The 20,180-nt window shown below is 71.9% G+C and carries 18 protein-coding genes and 2 pseudogenes; 13 read left to right on the forward strand and 7 right to left on the reverse strand.

The window, feature by feature from the left end; all coding sequences use genetic code 11:
* Positions 1–168: pseudogene (locus ABT137_RS49895) on the forward strand (DNA-directed RNA polymerase subunit alpha); the annotation flags it as partial.
* Between the two features lie 316 nt (positions 169–484).
* On the opposite strand, the pseudogene snpA reads toward ABT137_RS49895, so the two are convergent.
* Positions 485–1,135 (reverse strand): annotated as a pseudogene (gene snpA / locus ABT137_RS49900) (snapalysin); the annotation flags it as partial.
* A gap of 678 nt (positions 1,136–1,813) precedes the next feature.
* Here snpA and ABT137_RS49905 point away from each other — a divergent pair.
* Positions 1,814–4,942: an FG-GAP repeat domain-containing protein gene (locus tag ABT137_RS49905; RefSeq protein ID WP_351720472.1), complete on the forward strand. Its 3,129-nt coding sequence runs from the start codon at positions 1,814–1,816 to the stop codon at positions 4,940–4,942.
* A gap of 89 nt (positions 4,943–5,031) precedes the next feature.
* Here ABT137_RS49905 and ABT137_RS49910 read toward each other — a convergent pair whose 3' ends face one another.
* Both ABT137_RS49910 and ABT137_RS49915 read right to left on the reverse strand, forming a co-directional pair.
* Positions 5,032–5,595, reverse strand: coding sequence for a TetR/AcrR family transcriptional regulator (locus tag ABT137_RS49910; RefSeq protein ID WP_351720474.1), 564 nt, complete (start codon positions 5,593–5,595; stop codon positions 5,032–5,034).
* Positions 5,588–6,424, reverse strand: coding sequence for an alpha/beta fold hydrolase (locus ABT137_RS49915; RefSeq protein ID WP_351720477.1), 837 nt, complete (start codon positions 6,422–6,424; stop codon positions 5,588–5,590). The genes ABT137_RS49910 and ABT137_RS49915 overlap by 8 nt, the downstream gene beginning before the upstream one ends.
* A 272-nt stretch (positions 6,425–6,696) precedes the next feature.
* Here ABT137_RS49915 and ABT137_RS49920 point away from each other — a divergent pair, with 272 nt between their 5' ends.
* Positions 6,697–7,782 (forward strand): Gfo/Idh/MocA family oxidoreductase, encoded by a 1,086-nt coding sequence (locus ABT137_RS49920; protein ID WP_351720479.1) that lies wholly within the window; start codon positions 6,697–6,699, stop codon positions 7,780–7,782.
* Positions 7,779–8,528, forward strand: coding sequence for a cupin domain-containing protein (locus tag ABT137_RS49925; RefSeq protein WP_351720481.1), 750 nt, complete (start codon positions 7,779–7,781; stop codon positions 8,526–8,528). The genes ABT137_RS49920 and ABT137_RS49925 overlap by 4 nt, the downstream gene beginning before the upstream one ends.
* 106 nt (positions 8,529–8,634) lie before the next feature.
* Here ABT137_RS49925 and ABT137_RS49930 read toward each other — a convergent pair whose 3' ends face one another.
* Positions 8,635–9,483, reverse strand: coding sequence for an NAD(P)H-binding protein (locus ABT137_RS49930; RefSeq protein ID WP_351720483.1), 849 nt, complete (start codon positions 9,481–9,483; stop codon positions 8,635–8,637).
* Complete coding sequence (locus tag ABT137_RS49935; RefSeq protein WP_351720486.1) at positions 9,480–9,911, reverse strand: nuclear transport factor 2 family protein; 432 nt, start codon at positions 9,909–9,911, stop codon at positions 9,480–9,482. Before ABT137_RS49935 ends, ABT137_RS49930 begins: the two co-directional genes overlap by 4 nt.
* A 106-nt stretch (positions 9,912–10,017) precedes the next feature.
* Between ABT137_RS49935 and ABT137_RS49940 the strand changes: the two genes are divergently transcribed.
* The 4 genes from ABT137_RS49940 (at position 10,018) to ABT137_RS49955 (ending at position 13,885) form a co-directional block, all read left to right on the forward strand.
* Complete coding sequence (locus ABT137_RS49940) at positions 10,018–10,629, forward strand: TetR/AcrR family transcriptional regulator (protein WP_351720487.1); 612 nt, start codon at positions 10,018–10,020, stop codon at positions 10,627–10,629.
* A 151-nt stretch (positions 10,630–10,780) separates the two neighbouring features.
* Positions 10,781–12,985 carry a serine/threonine-protein kinase gene (locus tag ABT137_RS49945; protein ID WP_351720490.1) on the forward strand — a complete coding sequence of 735 codons (2,205 nt, stop codon included), beginning with the start codon at positions 10,781–10,783 and terminating at the stop codon, positions 12,983–12,985.
* Positions 12,986–13,197: 212 nt separating this feature from the next.
* Complete coding sequence (locus ABT137_RS49950; protein WP_351720491.1) at positions 13,198–13,401, forward strand: hypothetical protein; 204 nt, start codon at positions 13,198–13,200, stop codon at positions 13,399–13,401.
* Positions 13,402–13,462: 61 nt separating this feature from the next.
* Complete coding sequence (locus tag ABT137_RS49955; protein WP_351720494.1) at positions 13,463–13,885, forward strand: SsgA family sporulation/cell division regulator; 423 nt, start codon at positions 13,463–13,465, stop codon at positions 13,883–13,885.
* 42 nt (positions 13,886–13,927) lie between these two features.
* Here the strand turns inward: ABT137_RS49955 and ABT137_RS49960 are convergent, their stop codons facing one another.
* Positions 13,928–14,632: a TetR/AcrR family transcriptional regulator gene (locus ABT137_RS49960; protein ID WP_351720496.1), complete on the reverse strand. Its 705-nt coding sequence runs from the start codon at positions 14,630–14,632 to the stop codon at positions 13,928–13,930.
* A 249-nt stretch (positions 14,633–14,881) separates the two neighbouring features.
* On the opposite strand from ABT137_RS49960, the gene ABT137_RS49965 reads away from it, so the two are divergent.
* From ABT137_RS49965 to ABT137_RS49975, 3 genes are all read left to right on the forward strand, one after another.
* On the forward strand, positions 14,882–15,340 hold the full coding sequence (locus tag ABT137_RS49965) for an ATP-binding protein (RefSeq protein ID WP_502984719.1): 459 nt from the start codon (positions 14,882–14,884) through the stop codon (positions 15,338–15,340).
* Positions 15,341–15,466: 126 nt separating this feature from the next.
* A complete protein-coding gene (locus ABT137_RS49970) occupies positions 15,467–16,267 on the forward strand; it encodes a bestrophin-like domain (RefSeq protein WP_351720499.1) in 801 nt (266 codons plus the stop codon).
* Positions 16,268–16,396: 129 nt separating this feature from the next.
* Entirely contained in the window at positions 16,397–18,259 is a 1,863-nt protein-coding gene (locus ABT137_RS49975) for a glycoside hydrolase family 15 protein (RefSeq protein ID WP_351720500.1), read from the forward strand.
* A gap of 39 nt (positions 18,260–18,298) precedes the next feature.
* On the opposite strand, the gene ABT137_RS49980 is transcribed toward ABT137_RS49975, so the two are convergent.
* Complete coding sequence (locus ABT137_RS49980) at positions 18,299–19,093, reverse strand: SDR family oxidoreductase (RefSeq protein ID WP_351720508.1); 795 nt, start codon at positions 19,091–19,093, stop codon at positions 18,299–18,301.
* Between the two features lie 459 nt (positions 19,094–19,552).
* Between ABT137_RS49980 and ABT137_RS49985 the strand changes: the two genes are divergently transcribed.
* Positions 19,553–19,792, forward strand: coding sequence for a ferredoxin (locus ABT137_RS49985; protein ID WP_351720502.1), 240 nt, complete (start codon positions 19,553–19,555; stop codon positions 19,790–19,792).
* On the forward strand, positions 19,789–20,180 hold a 392-nt coding region (locus tag ABT137_RS49990), incomplete at its 3' end, for an FAD-dependent oxidoreductase (protein ID WP_351720505.1). The genes ABT137_RS49985 and ABT137_RS49990, both read left to right, overlap by 4 nt.

Here is a 20,180-nt window from a genome sequence, read left to right on the forward strand (position 1 = left end):
ATCCGCAACTTCGGTGCGAAGTCCATCGACGAGGTCAAGGCGAAGCTGGCCGGCATGGGCCTGGCCCTGAAGGACAGCCCGCCCGGATTCGACCCGACCGCCGCCGCCGACGCGTTCGGCGCGGACGACAACGGGAGCACGGGCTTCATGGAGACCGAGCAGTACTGAACCTCGCGGCGGGCCACGGGGAGCCAGTGAGGCGGGGAGCCGGCGACGAGCACCGGCCGACCGCCCCCGGCTCCTCGACGGCCCGCCGGCGCGGTTGTGGACGCCCGAGCCCTCACCCCCAGGGCGTGCCGAGGATCACACGTCCCGGAACCTGGCCCAGAACCTGGCCCGGTATCAGGGTCGGTACCTGCGGTTGTACCTGCGGTTGTACCTGCGGTTGTACCTGCGGTTGTACCTGCGGTTGTACCTGCGGTTGCGGTGCGGTGCTCGGCTGGGCAGGGGGCTGGTTCACCGTGGTGCCCGGGGCCTGCGCGCCTCCGGAGGCCCACAGCTGGTCGACGCGCGAGCGCTCGGCGGCGTCCGGGTAGCGGTTGGTGCAGGACGGGCCGGCGCCGCCGCCCGACATCAGCTCACTGCACGGCCCGCTGTAGTCGTCCGCCAGGCCCAGCACGTGCCCGGTCTCGTGGGTGACGACGCGGACCGAGTCGTACTGCCGGCTCTGGGAGTAGTCGATGAAGATGTAGCCGCTTCCGTGGCCGTTGGTGGAGGCGTAGGACCCGCGCTGGCTGTTGCCCTCGTAGTAGGAGAAGTCGGCACTGCCGCTCGAAGCCTCCTGGAGCTTGACGTTGGACTCGGAGCTGTTCCAGATCGCGGCCGCGCTCGATATCTGCGAACGGAAGCTCGGTGCCTTGGAGGCGTCGTAGGTGATGGTCACCGCCTGCCCGTCGGGCTGGGCGGCGCGCTTCTCGGCGACCGACTTGAGCACGGCCTCGAAGAACGCCTTGTTGCCGGCGGCCTCCTCGCCCGACCCGTCGTAGCGCGCCACGGGGGCATCGGCGGCAGCGGACGGGGCGGCGGCCGTCCGGGCGCTCGCCGGCAGCGCCGTGCCCAGCACGCTTGAGGCCAGACCCAGGCCGAGAGCGAGGGCGAGGGTGAGGGATCTCGCGGACGTTCGGGACGAGTTCATGTGGGGGGCTCCTACTCACGCGGTGACGCCGAGCGCCCGGTGCGCGGTCGACTCGGCGTACACACCGGTTCCGAACTGCGGCGACGTCCTGTGGGTCGACATTCTTAGGACGGCTTCACAGGGAGCGCAAAGGGGTCCCGCAACTACGCCGCCTCGTAGGTCCCAGGACCTCGCCGGGGCGGTGCGCGGATCTCCGGCCCGCACAGGGCGGCGGACGGGAAAGCTGACGCGACGTCAGAAGCCTTGCGGTACGGGGGAATGGGCGTGCGGGCCGGCCGGGCGGGATTCCGGTGGATGCGCCGGAATCCACATCCGCCCCAAGACGGACAAATGACTAAATGTCTGCCATGCCGCGTCTACTAAGCACGCCGGTTGATTGCCGGAGCGCTGTGACTGACGTCATAGAACGTGGGCTTCCGGTTTATTTCATGCTTTAGCGGCCCCGACTCGCCTTCAAGTGGTCCGGCCGCAAGGAGATCGCGGGCGTCGGCGACCTCAACGGCGATCTCAACGGCGACCTCGACGGCAACGGCCCCTTCGGTGCCCGCACGCGGATCGTCACCGGGGTGGCAGGGCTGCAGGGCCCTGTACCGGCCGGTCGCCACCCCTTGGTAAGAGTCCGGTAAGATCCGGCCACTTGTGCGAGGGTGCGGACTCTCGCAGGGGAGGGAACTTCACGTGGGCAGACACGCCCTGAGACGGGGCGGGCCTGCCGCCGCCGTCTCCTCGCTCGCGCTCGCCGTCGTGGCCGCGTCCGTCGTCGTCCTGTCGGAGGGCGGCGGCTCCGCGGAGGCGGCCGACGCCGACACCACCGCGATCACCCTGGTCGACCCCGGCTCCACCACACCACGCACCGACCGCCCGTACGTCGCGGGCGACACCGGCTTCCTGCACCGGCAGACCGGCCGAACCGGGCTGCTGTGGACCGACTACACGACCGGCAGGACCGTCACCGTCGAGAACGCCGGCGGCGTCTACACCCCGGGCACCGGCTGCACGAACATCGGCTCCGAGTGCCGCGACGCCTGGTACGGCTCGGACAGCGACCTGGTCGCCCTGCCGACCACGGCCAACGACGCGTACGCCACCCTGTGGGATCCGGCGACGGCCACCTCCGAGAAGGTGAGCTGGAACGGCTCCGTCGCATACGGCCAGGGCTACTACCGGGCCCTCGCCGGCGACACGATCGTCACCACCAACTCCCTGCTCGACAAGCCCGACGGCGTCGACGGCGGGTGGCGCACCCGCAAGGTCACCGGTGACGCGACGAACGTCGGGAGTGAGGACGTGCTCGCCGCGGACTCCGCCGGTGTGTTCGTGTCGGAGGACACCTTCGGCTCGCTCCGCTACATCGACATCGCGTCGGCCGTGAACACCACCGTGTTCACCGACGCCACCTACGCCTCGCACTACGTGATGAGCGAGGACCGCATCGGCTGGTACCAGTCCGGCACCGCCGAACTGCACCTGAAGTCCCGCACCGACCTCGCCGCCGCCGAGCAGGTCGTCACGCTGCCCGCCCACCCGGGCGCGCTCGACGGCGACCCGGTCCTGGTCGGCGACTGGCTGCTGCTGCCGCTGTCCTCCAGCGCGCTCGGCTCCCGGCTGCTCGCGGTGAATGTCGACGACCCCTCGGTGCAGCAGACCCTGCTGGCGAGCGCCGGCGCGTACACGCTGGCGGCGGGTGACGGCAGCGCGCTGGTCACCGGCGGCACCGACGCCACCGACTGGTGGGTGCGGCGGGTGAAGCAGGCCGAGGACGGCACGCTGACGGTGGAGAAGGTCCAGCAGACCCCGGCGGTGGAGAACGCCAAGACGGGCATCGCGCTCAGCCGTGGCAGCCTGCGGGTCGCCGAGGACGACCCGGACGCCACCGCGGACACCACGACCGTGCGCACCCTCACCACCGACGGCTCCGCCGCGCTGACGGCGTCCGAGGCCACGGCGAGCCGCTCGATCTATGCCGCCCTCTGCCCGTACGAGGGCACCACGTGCTCGGCGCTGTGGGGGAACCTCGACGCCCGGGACGTCTACCTCGACGCGAACGGCGGCACCGACGAGGGCGAGGGCCTCGGCGACGACCGGCTGGTGGAGATCGGCGGCCACGACCTGGACTTCGGCGGTCAGGGCGGCCACATCGTCGACGTCTCCGACCGCTACGCCGTCTTCGACTCCGGCGGCACCAGCCCCGCGCAGTACGTCGGCGAGTTCGGCCAGGGCCAGAAGCTGAAGCGGTCCGTGCGCGCCGCCGCCCTGAACGGCTCCACCCTGTGGAGCGCCGGCACCGTCGGCAAGCTGACCTCGTACAGCATCCCGCAGGAGAAGACGCTCACCACGGTGACCGTCCCGGGCCTGGCGTGCGTACCGAGCGAACTCCAGGCGGCGGGGCGCTGGGTGTACTGGGCCTGTGGGACGGACTCCGCGGGCGTGTACGACACCAAGGCCGGTACGTCGAGGGCGGTCACCCCCGGCGACGTGCTGCTCGGCGACGGCTTCACCGTCCGCCACGACCACGGCGCGGACACGCTCGTCCTCACCGAGGCGGCCACCGGCACCACCCGCACGATCGCCTCCGGCCTGGCCGACAAGGGCCTGACCGTGGACCGCCGTTACCGCTGGACGGTCGACGAGTACACCGGTCTGGTCGCCTGGTTCGACGACTACGAGCGCACCCACGTCACCACCACCGGCATCGCCCCGTCCGCCGTGACGGCCTTCGAGACGTCGGCCGGCAGCTATGTGGACCCGGGGACGCCCTTCGAGGGCACCTGGCTGCTGTCCCGCCCGGTCACCTCCTGGTCGCTCACCCTCACCTCGGTCCAGAGCGGCGCGAACGGCAAGGCCACCCGCACGCTCACCGGCGGCGGAACCCAGGGTCGGGTGACGGCGACCTGGAACGGCAGGACGGCGAGCGGGAGTTACTTCCCCAACGGCCACTTCACCTGGACCTTGAAGGCGACCGGCCTCGGCACCGCCACGCCGAACACGGTGACCGGCGGCGAGGGCTTCCTGCAGCGCGGAGCCGCGGTGCGCCGCGACTTCGTCAGCCCCGACGGCCCGGACGGCCGCGGCGACCTGCTCACCCTGAACTCCTCGGGCGGCCTGACCTTCCACAGCGGCACGGGGACGGGCAAGTTCGGCGACAAGTACACCGGCACCGGCTGGCCCAGGACCATCACCGCGATCCCCTTCGGCGACCTCAGCGGCGACCGCTGCAACGACGTCCTCGTCCGCTACAGCAGCGGCGCGCTGCGGCTGTACAGGCCGGGCTGCGGGGCGGCGGTCAAGCCGTCGACGTCGTACACGACCCTCGGGACCAGCGGCTGGACGCAGTACAACGCGCTCACCTCGCCCGGCGACGTGAGCGGCGACGGCCGGCCGGACCTGATCGCGAGGAACTCGTCCACCGGAGCGGTCTACCTCTACAAGGGGACGAGCACCGGAAAGCTCGCCGCCCGCGTCAAGCTCTACGACAACTGGAAGGGCTACAAGAAGATCGTCGGCACCGGTGACATCACCGGCGACGGCAAGGCCGACCTCCTGGCCCAGGACACGTCCAACAACGTCTACCGCTACAACGGCAAGGGCGACGGCACGTTCGCGGCCCGCGTCAAGGTGCTGTCGAGCTGGGGCGGCTCGTACAACGCGGTCGTCGGGGTCGGCGACATCACGGGCGACGGCCGGCCGGACCTGGTCTCCCGGGACACCAGCGGCAACGTGTGGCGCAACAACGGGGACGGGAAGGGCTCGTTCGGTCCGCGGACGCGGATCGCGAGCGGCTGGAGCGGCTACAAGTTCCTTTCATAGGAGCTGGGTTCGAGCCACCGCAGGCGCCCGGGGACGTGCTGTCACCGGGCGCCTGCGCACTTCCCGCGCCGAGGGGCCGGCGATGTCCTTCACATGGTGCGCAGGCCCCGGTCGGCGAAGGTGATCAGCCATTCGAAGCTCTCGTCGATGTCCGCGGACCACTGGAAGGCGTTGTCCGCCTGCAGCGTGGCGAAGCCGTGGCAGAGGCTGCGGAGCGTGCGCAGGGCGTGGTCCACGGCGGACTCCGGGATGTCGTAGCCGCGCAGGACGGCCAGGAACGCGCCGAGCAGCCGCTGTCCCGCGATGGCCAGTGGGTCGTCGGGGCCGGACGGTTCCATGCCGATCGTCGCGGCGTACCGGCCGGGGTGTTCCAGGACGAAGGCGCGGAAGGCGCGCGCCGCGGCCGCCAGGGCGTCACGGCCGGCGTGCCCCTGGACCGCTCCGCCGACGGCGTCGGCGGCCTCGCTCAACGCCTGAGCCGCGATACGCCGGTTGAGGTCTTCCTGACCGCCCACGTGCTTGTACAGGGACGGGGTGCGGACGCCCACCCGTTCGGCCAGCAGGCCCATCGTCAGGTTGGTGAAGCCCACCTCGTCGGCGAGGGCGGCACCGGCCGCGACGACGGCCGCCGGGTCCAGGCCGGCCCTAGGCACGGGCGGCGGCCGAGCGGAGGAAGGGGAGCATGAGCGACACCACCTGGTCGGGGAACTGGTCGTGCGGGTAGTGTCCGGCGCCCTCGATCGTCTCGAGGCTGCCGAGACCGGCGGGAAGGGCGTCGACGATCGCCGCCCCTTCGGCGTGCGGGTCGGCCCAGTCGGGGTCGAGCGTGCCCATCACGACCAGCACCGGGCAGCGGACGTTGCCGAGCTGCGCGCCGGCGTCGACCGGGGTGGTGCGGCCCATGCCCTGCAGGGCCTTCATCCGGCCCGGCTCGCGCAGCAGCGAGTCGATGCGGCCGAGCCGCTCGGCCCAGTCGGCCGGCTTCACGCCGGGGTGGGCGACGTCGAGGTACGCACGCCAGAGCGGCACGCTGCCGAACGCGCCCGCGCCGAGCAGCCGCAGCATGCCCCGCCGGAAGCGCCTGACCCGCAGGTCGCCGAGGCGGATCGACTGCTTGCGGGTGAACGGCGCCAGCTCGACGACCGCGGTGATCAGCGAGGGCTCCTGCGCCGCGGCGATGGTGGCGGCGCCGCCGGAGATCGAGTGGCCGACGAGCACGGCCGGGCCGCCCAGGTGGCGGATCACGGCGAGCAGGTCGCCGGCGATGGCGGTGCGGCTCCACGCCGGCCAGTCGGCGCTGGACTCGCCGCAGCCGCGCAGATCGACCGCGGCGACCCGGTAGCCCGCCGCCACCAGCTGCGGGACCACGGCACGGTACGCGGCGCGGCTGTCGCCCATGCCGTGCGCGAGCACGACCAGCGGGCCGGACCCCGCCACCTCGTAAGCGATCGTGCCGCCGTCGACGGCGAGGTACTCGGTCATTGCGTCCTCCAGCGAAGCTAACGGTGTTAGCCATAAGCTAATCCTGTTAGCCAAGCCTGTCAACAGAGAGCGGCGCCGTCGGCGACAGAGAGCGGTGCCGTCGGCGGCTGCCGCGTGGCTCTGCCGGACCTCATGGCCGATGGCCGCTCGGTGGCCGGTCGGTGATCAGTCCGGGAATTGCTGTCGCGCGAGGCCAGGTCAGCCGAGATGTGGGCCAAGTCGGTTAATTTCAAGGGGAGTTGGGCGGAATCGAGGTCGTAGGATGACTTCCCGTGACGCTACGTTGCGCGTTGGTCGGATACGGTCGGATGGGGCGCCTGCACGCTGCGAAATGGCGTGCGCTCGGAGTCGAGGTGGTCGTCGTGGTCGACCCGCGGACCGGTGCCCGCGCGGCGGCCGACGGCCTGCCGGTCGCCGCCACGGCGGCTCAGGCACTGCGGGCGGGGCCGGACTTCTGGGACGTCTGTGTCCCCACCGGGGCCCACGCCACCGTGCTCGCGGAGGTCTGCGGACTGGACGGGGACGCCGATCTCGTCGTGGAGAAGCCGCTGTGCGCGCCGTCGGACATGGCCCTGGTGCGCGGCCTGCTCGCCGTGCACGGGGGCCGCGTGGTGGTGGGCGAGAACTACCACTCCTCCCTCGTGACCACCGCGGTGGCCGAGACCGCCGGGCGACTGGGGCTGACGGTCCGGCGGCTGGTGGTGGAGATGAGCAAGCACCGCGGTGCGGACGTCCACGCGGGCCGTTTCCAGGACCTGTCCCTCGGCGCCCTCGGGTACGAAGGCCCGCATCTGCTCGCCGTCCTCGCGGAGTACGGCGCCGCCGCCGGCGTCGATCCCTGGCCGGCCGGTGCCACACGGGTCGACTTCCACGACCGGCCGGACAGCGCGGACGCCCCGCCGCGGTCCGGAATCGACATCCGTTACGCGACGGCCCGGGGGATCGAGGTCGCCCTGTCCACCTCCGTCGCGGGCTTCGTCAGCCACCCGCTCGGTCCGCGCGCCCCGCGTCCGCCGCGGCTGCCCGCCGAGGACCGGACGACCCGTCACCGGGTGCTCGGCGTGCGAGGCACCGATCCCCGTGGCGACGCCTGGGAAGTGGTCGGCACCTTCGAGCCCGTCACCGGGTTGCCGCGCTGCACGGCCACCGTCTCCGTCCGCCGGGCCGGCGGAGCCTGGCGGCCGGACCGCACCGTCGCCGATGACAGCCTCGCCCGGCATCTCGCCCGGACCGTCGACCATTTCACCGGACGCGGCCCCAACCCCGCGCCGCCCGAACGCGCCCTGGACCACCTGGCCCTGCTCCACGCCTGGTCCCGGCTCCGCCCCGCCCTGCTGCCCCAAGGAACCACGCCATGACCTTCGCGCTGCCGGCCGGTATCGGCATGTCCCGTGTCCACGTCTACTCCAGCCAGGCGCCCGACGGCCAGTGCGGCGGCACCCCCCACATGCACCTGGCCTGCACCGAGTTGTACGTGGCCCTGGAGGGGCGTGGCGCCGCCGAGTTCCTCACCCCGGACGGCATCCACCGCACCGAACTGCGCCCGGGCGACGCGGTGCAGTTCACTCCGGGGACGATCCACCGCCTGATCACCGGCCCCGAGCCCGAGACCGCCCTGCGCATCCTGGTGGTGATGGAGAACGGTCACCTCAACGAGGAGGGCGACGTGGTCTTCGCCTTTCCGGACGACGACCTCGCCGACCCGGAGCGGTACGCGACCCTGGCCGCGGCGGACACGCTCGAAGCCGCCCGCGCCCGCCGGGACCACGCCGTACGCGGCTTCACCGGGCTCGTCGACGCCTGGCACACCTCTCCCGCCCACGGCCGGGAACGGCTCCTCGCCTTCTACCGGCGGGCGGCCGCCCTGGTGCACCACCGCGCGGCCGAGTGGCCCCGGGTCGTCGCCGAGGGTCCGGCCAGGAACCTGGCCCGGCTCACCGCCCGCGCCGAGGCCGTGGCGGCCGGAGACGTCTCCCATCTGGAACAGGCCACCGTGACCGAACTCGCCGCCCCCCGGCCCGCTTCGATGACGCCACGCATGTGCGGCACCCTGTGGCCCTACCGGCCGGACGGGACGACCGGCACGGCGCCGGGAGTGTCATGATCTTCTTCGGCCGGCGGAGTGGCCTCGTCGACCACCCCGCGTCCGTGGCTGACACCGCGTGCTCGCGGCCGGGTCCCGAACCGGAACTGCCGGCGCTCCTGGCACGTCAACCGCCGTGGCGCAGCTCCCTTTCGGCCAGGGCGCGGAAGGTGCGCGCGGGCCGGCCAGTGAGGCGCCGTACGGTGTCGGTGACGCGGTCCTCGGCCCCCTCGGCGATGGCACGGTCCAGGCCGGCCAGCATGGCGGCGAACTCCGGCGGCACGTGCGCGGCGAGGCGCTCGCGCAACTGCTCGCAGGAGAGCCGGCGGTGGGTGACGGGCCGGCCGGTGACCTCGGTGAGGATCGCGGCGACGTCGTCGTAGCCGAGCGCCTCCGGTCCGGTGAGGACGAGGTCGGTGTCGGGCGCGTGCTCGTCGGTCAGGGCGTGCACGGCGACGGCCGCGATGTCCTCGGCGTCGACGAAGCCGACCCGGCCGCTGCCGGTGGCGGTCCACAGCGCGCCGTCCTCGCGGATGCTCAGGGCGTGCGCGTGCGTGCCGGTGAAGTTCTGCATGAACCAGGAGGGGCGCAGCACCGCCCACTGGTCGAACAGGCCGGGCAGCGCCTGGTGCACCACTCCCGCCGCGGGGCCGCCCGCGGGGATCGCGGAGGAGCTGAGGAGCACCGCGCGCCGCACGCCCGCGGTGCGGGCCTGCCGGAGGAAGGGCAGCATGACCGCCGCCGGGTCGGGGTCGCCCACCGGCGGTACGAGGTAGACGCGGTCGGCCCCGTGGAGGGCGGCCGCGTGGGTGGCCGGCTCGTACCAGTCGAAGCGGACCGGCTCCGCGCCCGGGACCGGGGCGGCGTGCCGGCCGGCGGCCCTGACGCGGTGACCGGCGGCTGCCAGTCGCGCGGCGGTGCGGCTTCCGGTGGTGCCGGTGGCGCCGATGACCAGGGTGGTGCCGGTGGTGCTCATCGCCCGCTCCGGGCGAAGTCGGTGCCGGGTTCGAGGACGGCGAGGGGGTTCCAGTAGTCGCGGTAGGAGACGAAGTGCCCGTCCCGGACCGTGACGACGGCGATGTAGGTCATGTCGAAGGGACGGTCGCTCCCGACCAGGCGGCCGACGCCGCGCATCTCGACGACGAGGGTCTCCGGATCGGTGGTCTCGTGGATCCGCAGGTCGGGCTCGGGGAAGTCGTGCAGGTCGATGTGGTCGGGGTACGGGCGCATGTAGGCGGCGATCGCCTCCTTGCCGTCCAGGCGCCCGGGCCGGCCTTCGGGGGCGAAGGGGAACTCCATGACGCCGTCCTCGGCCCACAGGGCGACCCACGCGGGAATGTCCTTGTCCAGCAGCAGCCGCAGGCTGTGGCGGTACAGATCCGCCGGGGAGGTCGGTGCGGACATGGCTGTCCTCCAGTTCGTAGAAATCTCGTAGAATCCGGACTGCAGGTCCGCTTCGACGATACGGACCTGTGGTCCGTTTTGCAATCGGAGGAGTCGGAGGCACCGCATGCAGCCCGAGCGCAAGCCCCGCAAGGACGCCGCACGTAACCGGGAGGCCGTCCTCGCGGCCGCCGACGCGCTCTTCGCCGGCTCCGAGAGCCCCGAGGACATCACCATGTCCGACGTCGCGGCAGCGGCCGGCGTCGGCAAGGGAACGCTCTTCCGCGCCTTCGGCGACCGCACCGGGCTGCTCCGCGCTCTGTACGAGGCGCGCCTCGAACCGGTCAGGGAGGCCGTGGAGTCCGGGCCGCGGCCCCTCGGGCCCGCCACCCCGCCGTTGCAGCGGGTACCCGCGCTGCTCGACGCGGTCCTCTGCTTCAAACTCGACAACCGGCGCCTCGCGCTGGCCCTGGAGGAGACCGGGAACGGCAGCCCCTACCAGGCGGAGCACTACGAGCGATGGCACGATCTGCTCCGCGCCGTGCTGGAGCGGATCCCCGACGTGACCGACAGCGACTTCACGGCCCATGCGCTGCTCGCCGCCACCCGGGCCGACCTCGTCGAGCACCTGGCCGGACGGGAGCGCGTGCCGCGCGAGCGACTGCGGGCACAACTCGCGGACTTCACCGCCAGAGTCCTCGGCGCCGGCGCACCGCGGACCTCGACCGCCGAGGACTGACCGGGGGCCGGGGTTCGTCGGCCGTCCGGTTCACGTCGGGGCGGCCCGGCGCGGAGACGCCGGTGCGCGGTGGGCGCGGCTCCGTCACCGGGGCGGCAGGCCCTACTGTGATCCCCGTGAAGCAGGCAGGCGTTGGGAAGGATGATCGGCGATGACGCCCCTGAGCACCGGGGACCCGGAGTCCATAGGCGGCTACACCCTTCTCGGCCGGCTCGGGGCGGGCGGCATGGGAGTCGTCTACCTGGGGGTCTCCGCCTCGGGACGGCAGGTCGCGGTCAAGCTCGTGCGCGGGGCGTATGCCCAGGAGGAGGAGTTCCGGACGCGGTTCCGGCAGGAGATCGCGGCGGCCCGCAGGGTCAGCGGCGCCTTCACCGCGCCTGTCGTGGACGCCGACCCGGACGCCGACCGGCCGTGGATGGCCACGCTCTACGTGCCGGGGCTCAACCTTGCCGAAGTCGTCGAGAAGGACGGCCCGTTGAGCGCGCGCGAACTGCGCGCGCTGGGGCTGGGGCTCACCGAGGCGCTGCGCGACATCCACCGGGCGGGCCTGGTGCACCGCGACCTCAAGCCGCGCAACGTCCTGATGACCGACGACGGGCCGCGCGTCATCGACTTCGGCATATCGCGCGCGGACGACCACCAGAGCCTCACCACGACCGGGCGGATGATCGGCACCCCGCCCTTCATGTCGCCCGAACAACTGGCCGCCCCCCGGGACGTCACCCCGGCCTCGGACGTCTTCTCGCTGGGGTCACTGCTGGTCTTCGCGGCTGCCGGCACGGGACCGTTCGACGCCGACAGCCCGTACATCACCGGCTATCAGGTGGTGCACGGGGCCCCGGACCTCGGCGGGGTGCCCGAAGCGTTCCTGGGCATCGTCGAACGCTGCCTGGACAAGGACCCCGCCGCACGGCCGGAACTGACGGACATACACCGGATGCTCCGGGCGCTGCCGGAGTCCGACGCCACCGCGTCCCCGGAGGCCGGGCAGTCCGCGAAGCCCCGGAGCCACCCCACTTCCCGGAGCGCGGGCACCACGTCCGCGGGCACCACGTCCGCGGCCACCACGTCCGCGGGCACCACGACCGGCACCGGCACAAGCGCCGCCACTGACACAGGCACCGCCACCGGCAAGCGACGCCGTGCCCGGATGCTGCTCACCGGCCTCGGCGCGGTGCTGGCCGTCGCGGTGCTGGGCGTCGGAGTGGGCCACCTCGTGTCCGGCCCGGACACCACCGCCGCCACCGGGACCGCCACCGCCCGTGCCGCGTCCCTGCCCGACGGCTGGCGGCCGTGGCAGACCGCACTGCGGTACGCCGTGAAGGGCATCCCTCTCGACTACGACAGCCCCGGATGCGTGGCGGCGGGAAGCGCCCTGTTCTGTGGCGGTACGGGCTTCACGGCCGCCAGGATCGACGCGTCCTCCGGCCGCACCCTGTGGCGGACCGGCACCCGGCCTCAGGGGGTGCAGCCGATCGGCGTCCGCGACGGGCTGGTCTACGTGTACGAGGATCCGGACGACAGGACCAGGCGCGTGGTGGCCCTCGACGCCACCACCGGGCACCGGCGGTGGCAGCGCGAGATCAGCAAGTCCGAGGAGGCGGTCCTCTACGACGGCGGACTGCTGACCCTGTCTCCCGACTCCTCCTCGTTCGTGGCCTACGGGCCTTCCGGCAGGGAACTGTGGCGGGCGCCCTCGCTGGACGAATACTGCACTCCGTCGGTGCTGGGAGGCGCCCCCTACGCCCTGTGCTCGCAGGGCACCGAGGCGGGCCAGGCCCCGGTCGAGCTGATGAAGGTCGGACCCGGCAGCCTGTCCGAAACCGCCACCCTGCCCAGGAAGTCGGAGGCGCTCGGGGCTGTCGGCGGCGAACCCCTGTTCCTCGCCCCGCAGACCGCGAAGGACGTGTACGAAGCCGGGTACGAACGGCCGTACAACGCACTGCTGCGGGTGGCCCCGGACACCGGGCAGGTCAGACGGATACCGCTGGCCCGTCCGCTGACCGGCGCGGCCACCCTGGTGGACGGCGTCGTCTACTTCGTCCGGTCCGACGGGTCGGTCACCGCGGTGTCGGCGGACAGCGGCAGACAACTCTGGCGGAAGGTGACGGACGTGGAGAGCCTCTCCGCGCCCGCGGTGTCGGCGACGTACGGGCGGGTCTATTTCGCCAACCGTTTCGGCCGTCTGCTGGCACTGGACAGCCGCACCGGAGCGGAGGTCTGGCGCACCTCCGCACTGGACGACCCCGGGGACAAGACGCAGAGCTACCCGCCGCGCGTACTGCTCGTCAAGGACGCCATCGTGGCGACGGCAGGCGACACGGCCTTCTCCCGGAGCCCGGACGGGCCCGCCTGACCGGCCGACCGGATCACGGAGATCCGGTGGCGTCCCAGGGCGTCCTGCCTCCTTCCTGTGACGGGCTTCACCGCAAACATGAGGCACCCCTCAAGTACGCTGGGCAGCGTCGAACCTGAGGGGCCCCTCCGAATGTCTCCGCGGCTCGGCACTCGGCTGATCCGGAATCTCCGGGTCGCCGCACAGCACAAGGAAATGGCAAGGAAATGACCATGAACAGGTGGATCAGGCGCGTCTCGTTCGCCGTCGCGACTACGGCCGTGGCAGGCGGAGCCCTTCTCGGAGCCGGTGGCTCGGCGTCGGCGGCGACCACCTCGGGACCCGCGGAGCACGTGCGTCCCGCGAGCACCGCTGTCGCCACCAGCGCCGACCGCTGGTACCTGGACCAGGTCGCCTGGTATCTGCACCAGCGCTGATGCGACCGCTCGCCGGACCGACGGCCACCACGTCCCGTGCCGGAAGCAGGAGTGAGGGACAGTGAGATCGGTCAGAACCGTGGCGTACGAGCTGCCTGCGGAGCTTGTCCTGTCGGACGACGTGTCGGTGCCGATGTCTGTGGCACTGCACTACGAGACGGATGACCCCTATGCCGTCCGTACCGTCTTCCATCCCCCGGGCCCGGGCCCGACGGTCGAGTGGTTCTTCAGCCGCGACATGCTGGCCGAGGCGCTGAGCGGGCGCACCGGGCAGGGGGACGTGCACATGTGGCCGGCCGCCGGCCCGGTACACGACGTGGTCCTCGTCGCTCTGCGGTCGCCTGCGGGATCGGCCCTGGTCGAGTTGCCCGCGTGGGGCGTGGAGTCCTTCCTGCGCGAGACGTGGTCCGTGGTGCCGCCGGGGTCCGAGTCCGGTCGGTTCGACCTGGACGCGGAGCTGGCACAGCTGCTGGCGGGAAACTGACCGCCGGGTGTCCTGTCGCCCGGTGGCCTCACCCGCGGCGGCTCATGCCCCCTCGTGGCACTCGTGGCACTCCTTTTCGGGGCATTCGAGAGTGGTGAGGGTCTGGTCGACCTGCTGGCGGGTCAGCGGCGGTCCCGGCAGCTCATGGGCGCACTGGGCACGGAACGCGTCGAGCAGCAGGTGGAGGTGGCGGCGCCAGGCGTCGGGGGCGACGGCGCGCGTGGCCTGGATGATCCCCGCCTGGGACCAGATCACGAAAGCGAGGTCTTCCGGGGTGACGTCGTCGCGGAGGACACCCTGCTCCTGGGCGTCGCGGAAGATCTGTGCGGCCCGTGCCTCCGCGCGCTCGAACATTCCCCTGCCGATCGCGTGCAGCGGGAGCCGGGCCGAGACCAGGTCGTTGAAGGCGCGGTCGCAGGCCTGCAGCTCACAGAGCCTTTCCAGGTAGTGGCAGAACCCTTCCCAGACGTCGTCCATGGCGGCGGCCTCCTCGGCCGCGGCCAGCAGATCCGTGAACTTCGCGGTGAAGAGCTCCTCGACCAGGTCGAGCCTGCGGGGGAAGTGCCGGTAGAGCGTCCCGATCGCGACGCCCGCCTCGCGGGCGACACCCTCCAGGGAGGCGTCCAGCCCCTGCTCGGCGAAGGCCTTGCGGGCGGCGGCCACGATCGCGTCCCTGTTGCGCTGCGCGTCACGGCGCAGCGGCTTGGCCGGCGCCTGGGGCGCGGGCAGGACATGCTGGTGGCTCATACGCCCAGGCTAACATGAGGCACCCCTCGAATTCGGCGGTGTGTCCCTGCTCACGGCATGGACGCGTCACCTGCGGCCGTCGCAGCGCCGCTCTGCCGGACCGCCTCATGAACAACGCCTCATGAACAACGCCTCATGAACAACGCCTCATGAACAACGCCTCATGAACGAGGAGACGGCGGGTAGGCGCATGCGTACGACGGCGAGAGCCTGCGACGAGACGGCAAGGACGCCTAAGGAAAGAGTTCTATGGTCACCCCGCTGAGGAATCGGGCGTCGGACGGACGGGAACCCGGGGCGCCCTTGCGATTCCGCGCCACCTGGGACACCGCGGACACACCGATCGCCGCCGCCCGGGTCGCCGTACGCGCGCTGCTGGCCCGGGCCGGCCACCCGCCGGACCACCGGCCGAGCCAGGACGCCCAGCTCGTCGTCAGCGAACTGGTCACCAACGCGGTACGCCACGCACCCGGACCGGTCGGTCTGGCGCTGGAGGTGTCGCCCGACGCCGGCCTGCTGCGCATCGCCGTGAGCGACAGTTCGCCCCGGCCGCCCGTACTGCCCGCACATGACGCCCGCCGCGTCGGCGGACACGGCCTGCACCTGGTCACCCGGCTGTGCGGGCGGCTGAACACCGTGGCGCAGGAGACCGGCAAGCAGGTCGTCGCGCACCTCCGCCTGTGCAGACCCGCCCCCCACCAGGTATGAGGCCGCACACGTCCGCCGAGCCGTCGCGGCCCGCTCACTCGGTGGTGTGAACTTCTCCCCGTGTGCCCTTAGTTGACGGCAGAACCGCGGTTTCGGGTAGTTGTGTCCGACCTAGACTCCGGGCCCATGTCGCTCTGGCTGCTCAACCATTTCAGTACCTTCACGCTGGCCGTCGTCACCGTCGGCGGCACCGTTGTCCTGGCCGTCGCCGGCAGTGTGCTGCTGCGGCGCAGGTATCCGTCGCTGGCCGGCGGGGAGCACAACGACATGGTGGGTGTGACGCTGGGGATGTTCGGCGCCATCTACGGGATCATCCTCGCGTTCGTGATCGTCACGCTGTGGACGCAGCTGGAGGACACCCAGACCATCGTCGCCGCCGAGGCCACCGACGCGGCGCTCATCACCCGTGACGCGGCCGCGTTCCCGGCGGCGGTGCGGGCCCGTCTCGACTCCGCCATGGGCGGCTACGTCCACGCGGTCGTCGAGGACCAGTGGCCGCGGATGCGCGCGGGGCACCCCAGCTACGGGGCCACGGAGACCCATCTCCGGGCGGCCTTCCAGGTGTTGCAGACGTACGATCCGAAGAGCGAGCAGGAGCAGGTCTTCTACGAGCAGACCGTCAGCCATCTCGACGACGTCGCCTCCCAGCGGCGCGCCCGCATCACCATGGCCCGCCAGGAACTTCCCCCGCTGCTCCAGGTCCTGGCCGTCGGAGGCGCACTCGTCCTGGTCCCGCTCACGTTCCTGTTCGGCATGCGCAAACTGAGAGTCCAGATCCTGTTCGTCGCCTCGGTCGCCGGTCTCGTCGGCTTCAGCCTGCTCCTGGTCTTCGTCCTGGACCGCCCCTTCTCCGGTGATCTCAGCGTCAGCCCGGCCCCGTACCGGGAAGGGGCCCTCGCCCAGTACTGGCCGGCGACGCAGCGCTGACTGCGGCCGGGCATCCCCGTCCCCGGCCGGTGACGTACCGGGGACTCGCCCGACGAGCCGGGGCAGGGGCCGCGGCATAGGCTGACCGGGGGGCATTCGGGTGACTCGCACACCGGAAGGGGCGCCCCGATGGACGACTACCCGCTGATCGAGAACCACGGGCTGATCGGCGACCTGCAGACCGCGGCGCTGGTCACCACCGACGGGGCGGTCGACTGGTTCTGCTCCCCGCGGTTCGACTCGCCGAGTGTGTTCGGGGCGCTGCTGGACAAGGACAGGGGCGGCCACTGCACGGTCCGGCCGGCGCACCCGACCTATTCGACCAAGCAGCTGTACCTGCCCGACACGGCGATCCTGGTGACCCGGTTCATGACCGAGGCGGGCGCCGGCGAGGTGGTCGACTTCATGCCCGTGACCGGTACGACGGTCACGGACCGGCACCGGCTGGTCCGCCTGGTCCGCTGTGTGCGCGGCACCATGACCTTCCACGTGGAGATCGCCCCGCGGTTCGACTACGGGCTCATGAAACACCAGTTGCACATCACCCCGCACGGAGCGGTCTTCGCCGCGGAGGACGGCACGGAACTCACCGTGCACCCCATCCGGGAGCCGGAGGACCAGCGGCTCGCGGACGTGATGACGGACCGGGACGCCGACCTGCGGGTCACGCTCACACTGGCGGCCGGTGAGCAGCGCGGGCTGATCCTGGAGACGGGTGCCGAGGCACCGCCCCGGGAGATCCGGGGGGCCGAACACGAACAGCTCTTCGACGAGACGGCAACGTTCTGGCGGTCCTGGCTGGCGCAGTCGCGCTACACCGGGCGCTGGCGGGAGGTGGTGGAGCGGTCCGCGATCACGCTGAAGCTCATGACCTTCGCCCCGAGCGGTGCGGTGGTGGCCGCTCCCACGGCGGCGCTCCCGGAGCAGCTGGGCGGCGAGCGCAACTGGGACTACCGCTTCACCTGGATCCGGGACGCCTCCTTCTCCGTGTACGCCCTGCTGGGACTGGGTTTCACGGAGGAGGCCAGGGCGTTCATCAGCTGGCTGGGCGACCGGGTCAAGGAGGGGGCCGGCGGCGACGGGACCACGGGCCCGCTCAACATCATGTACAAGGTCGACGGCTCCTCCGACCTGAGCGAGCAGATCCTCGGCCACTGGGAGGGCTACGCGGGTTCCGCCCCGGTCCGGATCGGCAACGGCGCCGCCACCCAGCTCCAGCTGGACATCTACGGCGAGGCCCTGGACAGCATCTACTTCGCGCACCGGCACGGCCTCACGCTCGGGCACGCGGGCTGGACCTCGCTGCGGACGGACCTGGACTGGCTGGCCGACCACTGGGACCAGGCGGAGGAGGGCATCTGGGAGACCCGCGGCGGCCGCCAGGACTTCACGTACGGCCGGGTGATGTCGTGGGTGGCGTTCGACCGGGCGCTGCGCCTCGCCGAGTCGAAGGGGTGGCCGGCGGCGGCCGGCCGCTGGCAGGCCGAACGGGACGCCGTCTACGAGCAGGTCATGGCCAGGGGCTGGAGCGAGGACCAGCAGGCCTTCGTCCAGCACTACGGCAGCGGGGTCCTGGACTCCTCGCTGCTGCGGATGGCGACGGTCGGTTTCCTCACCCCCGGGGACCCGATGTGGTCCGCCACCCTGGACGCCATGGAGGAGGAACTGGTCAGCGACAGCCTGGTCTACCGGTACGACCCCGACGCCTCGCCCGACGGCCTGCGCGGCTCGGAGGGCACCTTCTCGCTGTGCACGTTCATGTACGTCGACGCCCTGGCGCGGGCGGGCCGGACCGACCGGGCGCGGCTGGTGTTCGAGAAGATGATGGGGTACGCCAACCACCTGGGCCTGTACTCCGAGGAGATCGACCCGACCGGCCGTCAGCTCGGCAACTTCCCGCAGGCGTTCACCCACCTCGCCCTCATCGACTCGGCCCTCACCCTCGACGAGGCCCTCGACAGCCGGCGGTCCGGGCTCGTCCGGCACACATAGGGGTGACCGGACCGGGTCGGCCGCCGGGGTCCGTCGGTGTCAGCCGCCGGTGGCGAAGCCCGGGAAGAGTGTCATCCCGCCGTCGACGTACAGGGTGGTGCCCACCACGTAGTCCATGAGGTCGGAGGCAAGGCCCACGGCCGCGTGGCCGATGTCCTCGGGGTCGCCGATGCGGTCGTAGGGGATCAGCCGCAGCAGGTCCTCCCGGGCCTGGGGCGTCTCCCAGGCGCTGCGGTTGATGGGGGTCCTGATGGCCCCGGGGGCGATCGCGTTCACACGGATCTTCTTCGGGGCGAGCTCCTGGGCCAGCGTCTCCATCATCATCTGCACGCCGCCCTTGGAGGAGGCGTAGTTGACGTGTCCGGCCCACGGGATGATCTGGTGCACCGAGCTCATGCAGATGATCTTCCCGGCCGCGCGCGACACCTCGGGTACGACACCTCGGCGCAGGAACTCCTTGGTCGCCTCGCGGGCGCACAGGAACTGTCCCGTGAGGTTGACGTCCAGGACCTTCTGCCACTGGGCGAGGGTCATCTCGGTGACCGGGGCGTCCCGCTGGAGTCCCGCGTTGGCGACCAGGATGTCGATCGTCCCGAACTCCCGGACCATCCGGTCCGTCATGGCGACGACCTGCTGCTCGTCGGAGACGTCCGCCTCGTAGGCGGCGGCCCGGACCCCGAGGCCGGTGATCTCCTCGACCACCTCCTCGGCCTCCTCGCGGCCGGCCACGTAGTTGACGACGACGTCGGCCCCCGCCCGGCCCAGGGCGACGGCCGTCGCCCTGCCGATGCCGGAGTTGGCACCGGTCACCAGGGCCTTCTGCCCGCGCAGCAGATGGGCGGGGAGCACGTCCCGGGACGCCCCGGTCGTCCCCTCGGTGGAACTCACGATGTCCTGCCCCTCCACTGCGTTCCCGCTTCCGCCGGGCTCGTCGCCCGGAGATCCGGACATCAGACAAGCACCGGGGCGGGGCGGCGGCATGCCGTGGCGGACCGCGTTGCGCTGCGCGGCGGAGGATCTTCGCCCGGTCGGGGTCCGGGCGTGATGGCTTGCAGGGCCGCGGACGCCGAACGCGTCGCACACCTGACTTCCCGGGGTGCGGGCGATGTGCGCGCGGCATACGCTGATCGGGTGAAATAGCAGGATTTCCAGGCGGTCTCAGCGACGCCGGTCGCCTTTGCGCGACGACCGATCTCTCTCGCTTTCTCTCTCGCGATCACCAAATTCTTCCTGCGGAGGCCCGACGGGTTCGGTACGCCGCCTCCGCAGCTTGCAGCCCCTGTGGAGGCCGGGATGCGAGTCGTCGTTGATCTTTCCCGATGCGAAGGCTATGCGCAGTGCGCGTTCCTGGCCCCGGACGCGTTCCGGATGCACGGCGAGGAAGCGCTGATGTACGACCCGGACCCCGACGACGCCCAGCGCGACCGGGTGCTGCGTGCCGCGGCGGCCTGCCCGGTCCAGGCGATCCTGGTCGACCGGCTGGAAGGGCGGCTGGAGACGCGGGACGCACCGTTGGAGGCGTCGAGGTCATGACCAGCGCCGACAACCTGCGTGCGTTCAAGCGCGACGGCCGCATCGTGGTCGTCGGGGCGTCACTGGCGGGACTGCGGGCCGCGGAGTCCCTGCGCGACGAGGGTTTCACCGGATCGCTGACGATGATCGGTGACGAGTTGGGCGAGCCCTACGACCGTCCTCCCTTGTCCAAGCAGGTCCTGACCGGATGGGTGCCCGCCGACGGCACGACCCTGCCGCGCCGGCGCGACATCGACGCGGAGTGGCTGCTGGGCGTGCCCGCGAGCGGTCTTGACCTGGCGACCGACCACGTCCGTCTCGCCGACGGACGTGAGGTCCCCTTCGACCGGGTGCTGATCGCCACCGGGGTACGGGCCCGGCCCTGGTTCGTCGAGTCCGAGGCGGCGCT

Source organism: Streptomyces sp. NPDC001980 (assembly GCF_040296885.1).
Lineage (GTDB): Bacteria > Actinomycetota > Actinomycetes > Streptomycetales > Streptomycetaceae > Streptomyces.

Bases quoted from the DNA above. Each gene is read 5' to 3' on its own strand.
- ABT137_RS49915 (WP_351720477.1), bottom strand. From the start codon at position 6,424: ATGACCGAGTACCTCGCCGTCGACGGCGGCACGATCGCTTACGAGGTG.
- ABT137_RS49925 (WP_351720481.1), top strand. From the start codon at position 7,779: ATGACCTTCGCGCTGCCGGCCGGTATCGGCATGTCCCGTGTCCACGTC.
- ABT137_RS49930 (WP_351720483.1), bottom strand. From the start codon at position 9,483: ATGAGCACCACCGGCACCACCCTGGTCATCGGCGCCACCGGCACCACC.
- ABT137_RS49935 (WP_351720486.1), bottom strand. From the start codon at position 9,911: ATGTCCGCACCGACCTCCCCGGCGGATCTGTACCGCCACAGCCTGCGG.
- ABT137_RS49940 (WP_351720487.1), top strand. From the start codon at position 10,018: ATGCAGCCCGAGCGCAAGCCCCGCAAGGACGCCGCACGTAACCGGGAG.
- ABT137_RS49945 (WP_351720490.1), top strand. From the start codon at position 10,781: ATGACGCCCCTGAGCACCGGGGACCCGGAGTCCATAGGCGGCTACACC.
- ABT137_RS49950 (WP_351720491.1), top strand. From the start codon at position 13,198: ATGAACAGGTGGATCAGGCGCGTCTCGTTCGCCGTCGCGACTACGGCC.
- ABT137_RS49960 (WP_351720496.1), bottom strand. From the start codon at position 14,632: ATGAGCCACCAGCATGTCCTGCCCGCGCCCCAGGCGCCGGCCAAGCCG.
- ABT137_RS49965 (WP_502984719.1), top strand. From the start codon at position 14,882: ATGGTCACCCCGCTGAGGAATCGGGCGTCGGACGGACGGGAACCCGGG.
- ABT137_RS49970 (WP_351720499.1), top strand. From the start codon at position 15,467: ATGTCGCTCTGGCTGCTCAACCATTTCAGTACCTTCACGCTGGCCGTC.
- ABT137_RS49975 (WP_351720500.1), top strand. From the start codon at position 16,397: ATGGACGACTACCCGCTGATCGAGAACCACGGGCTGATCGGCGACCTG.
- ABT137_RS49985 (WP_351720502.1), top strand. From the start codon at position 19,553: ATGCGAGTCGTCGTTGATCTTTCCCGATGCGAAGGCTATGCGCAGTGC.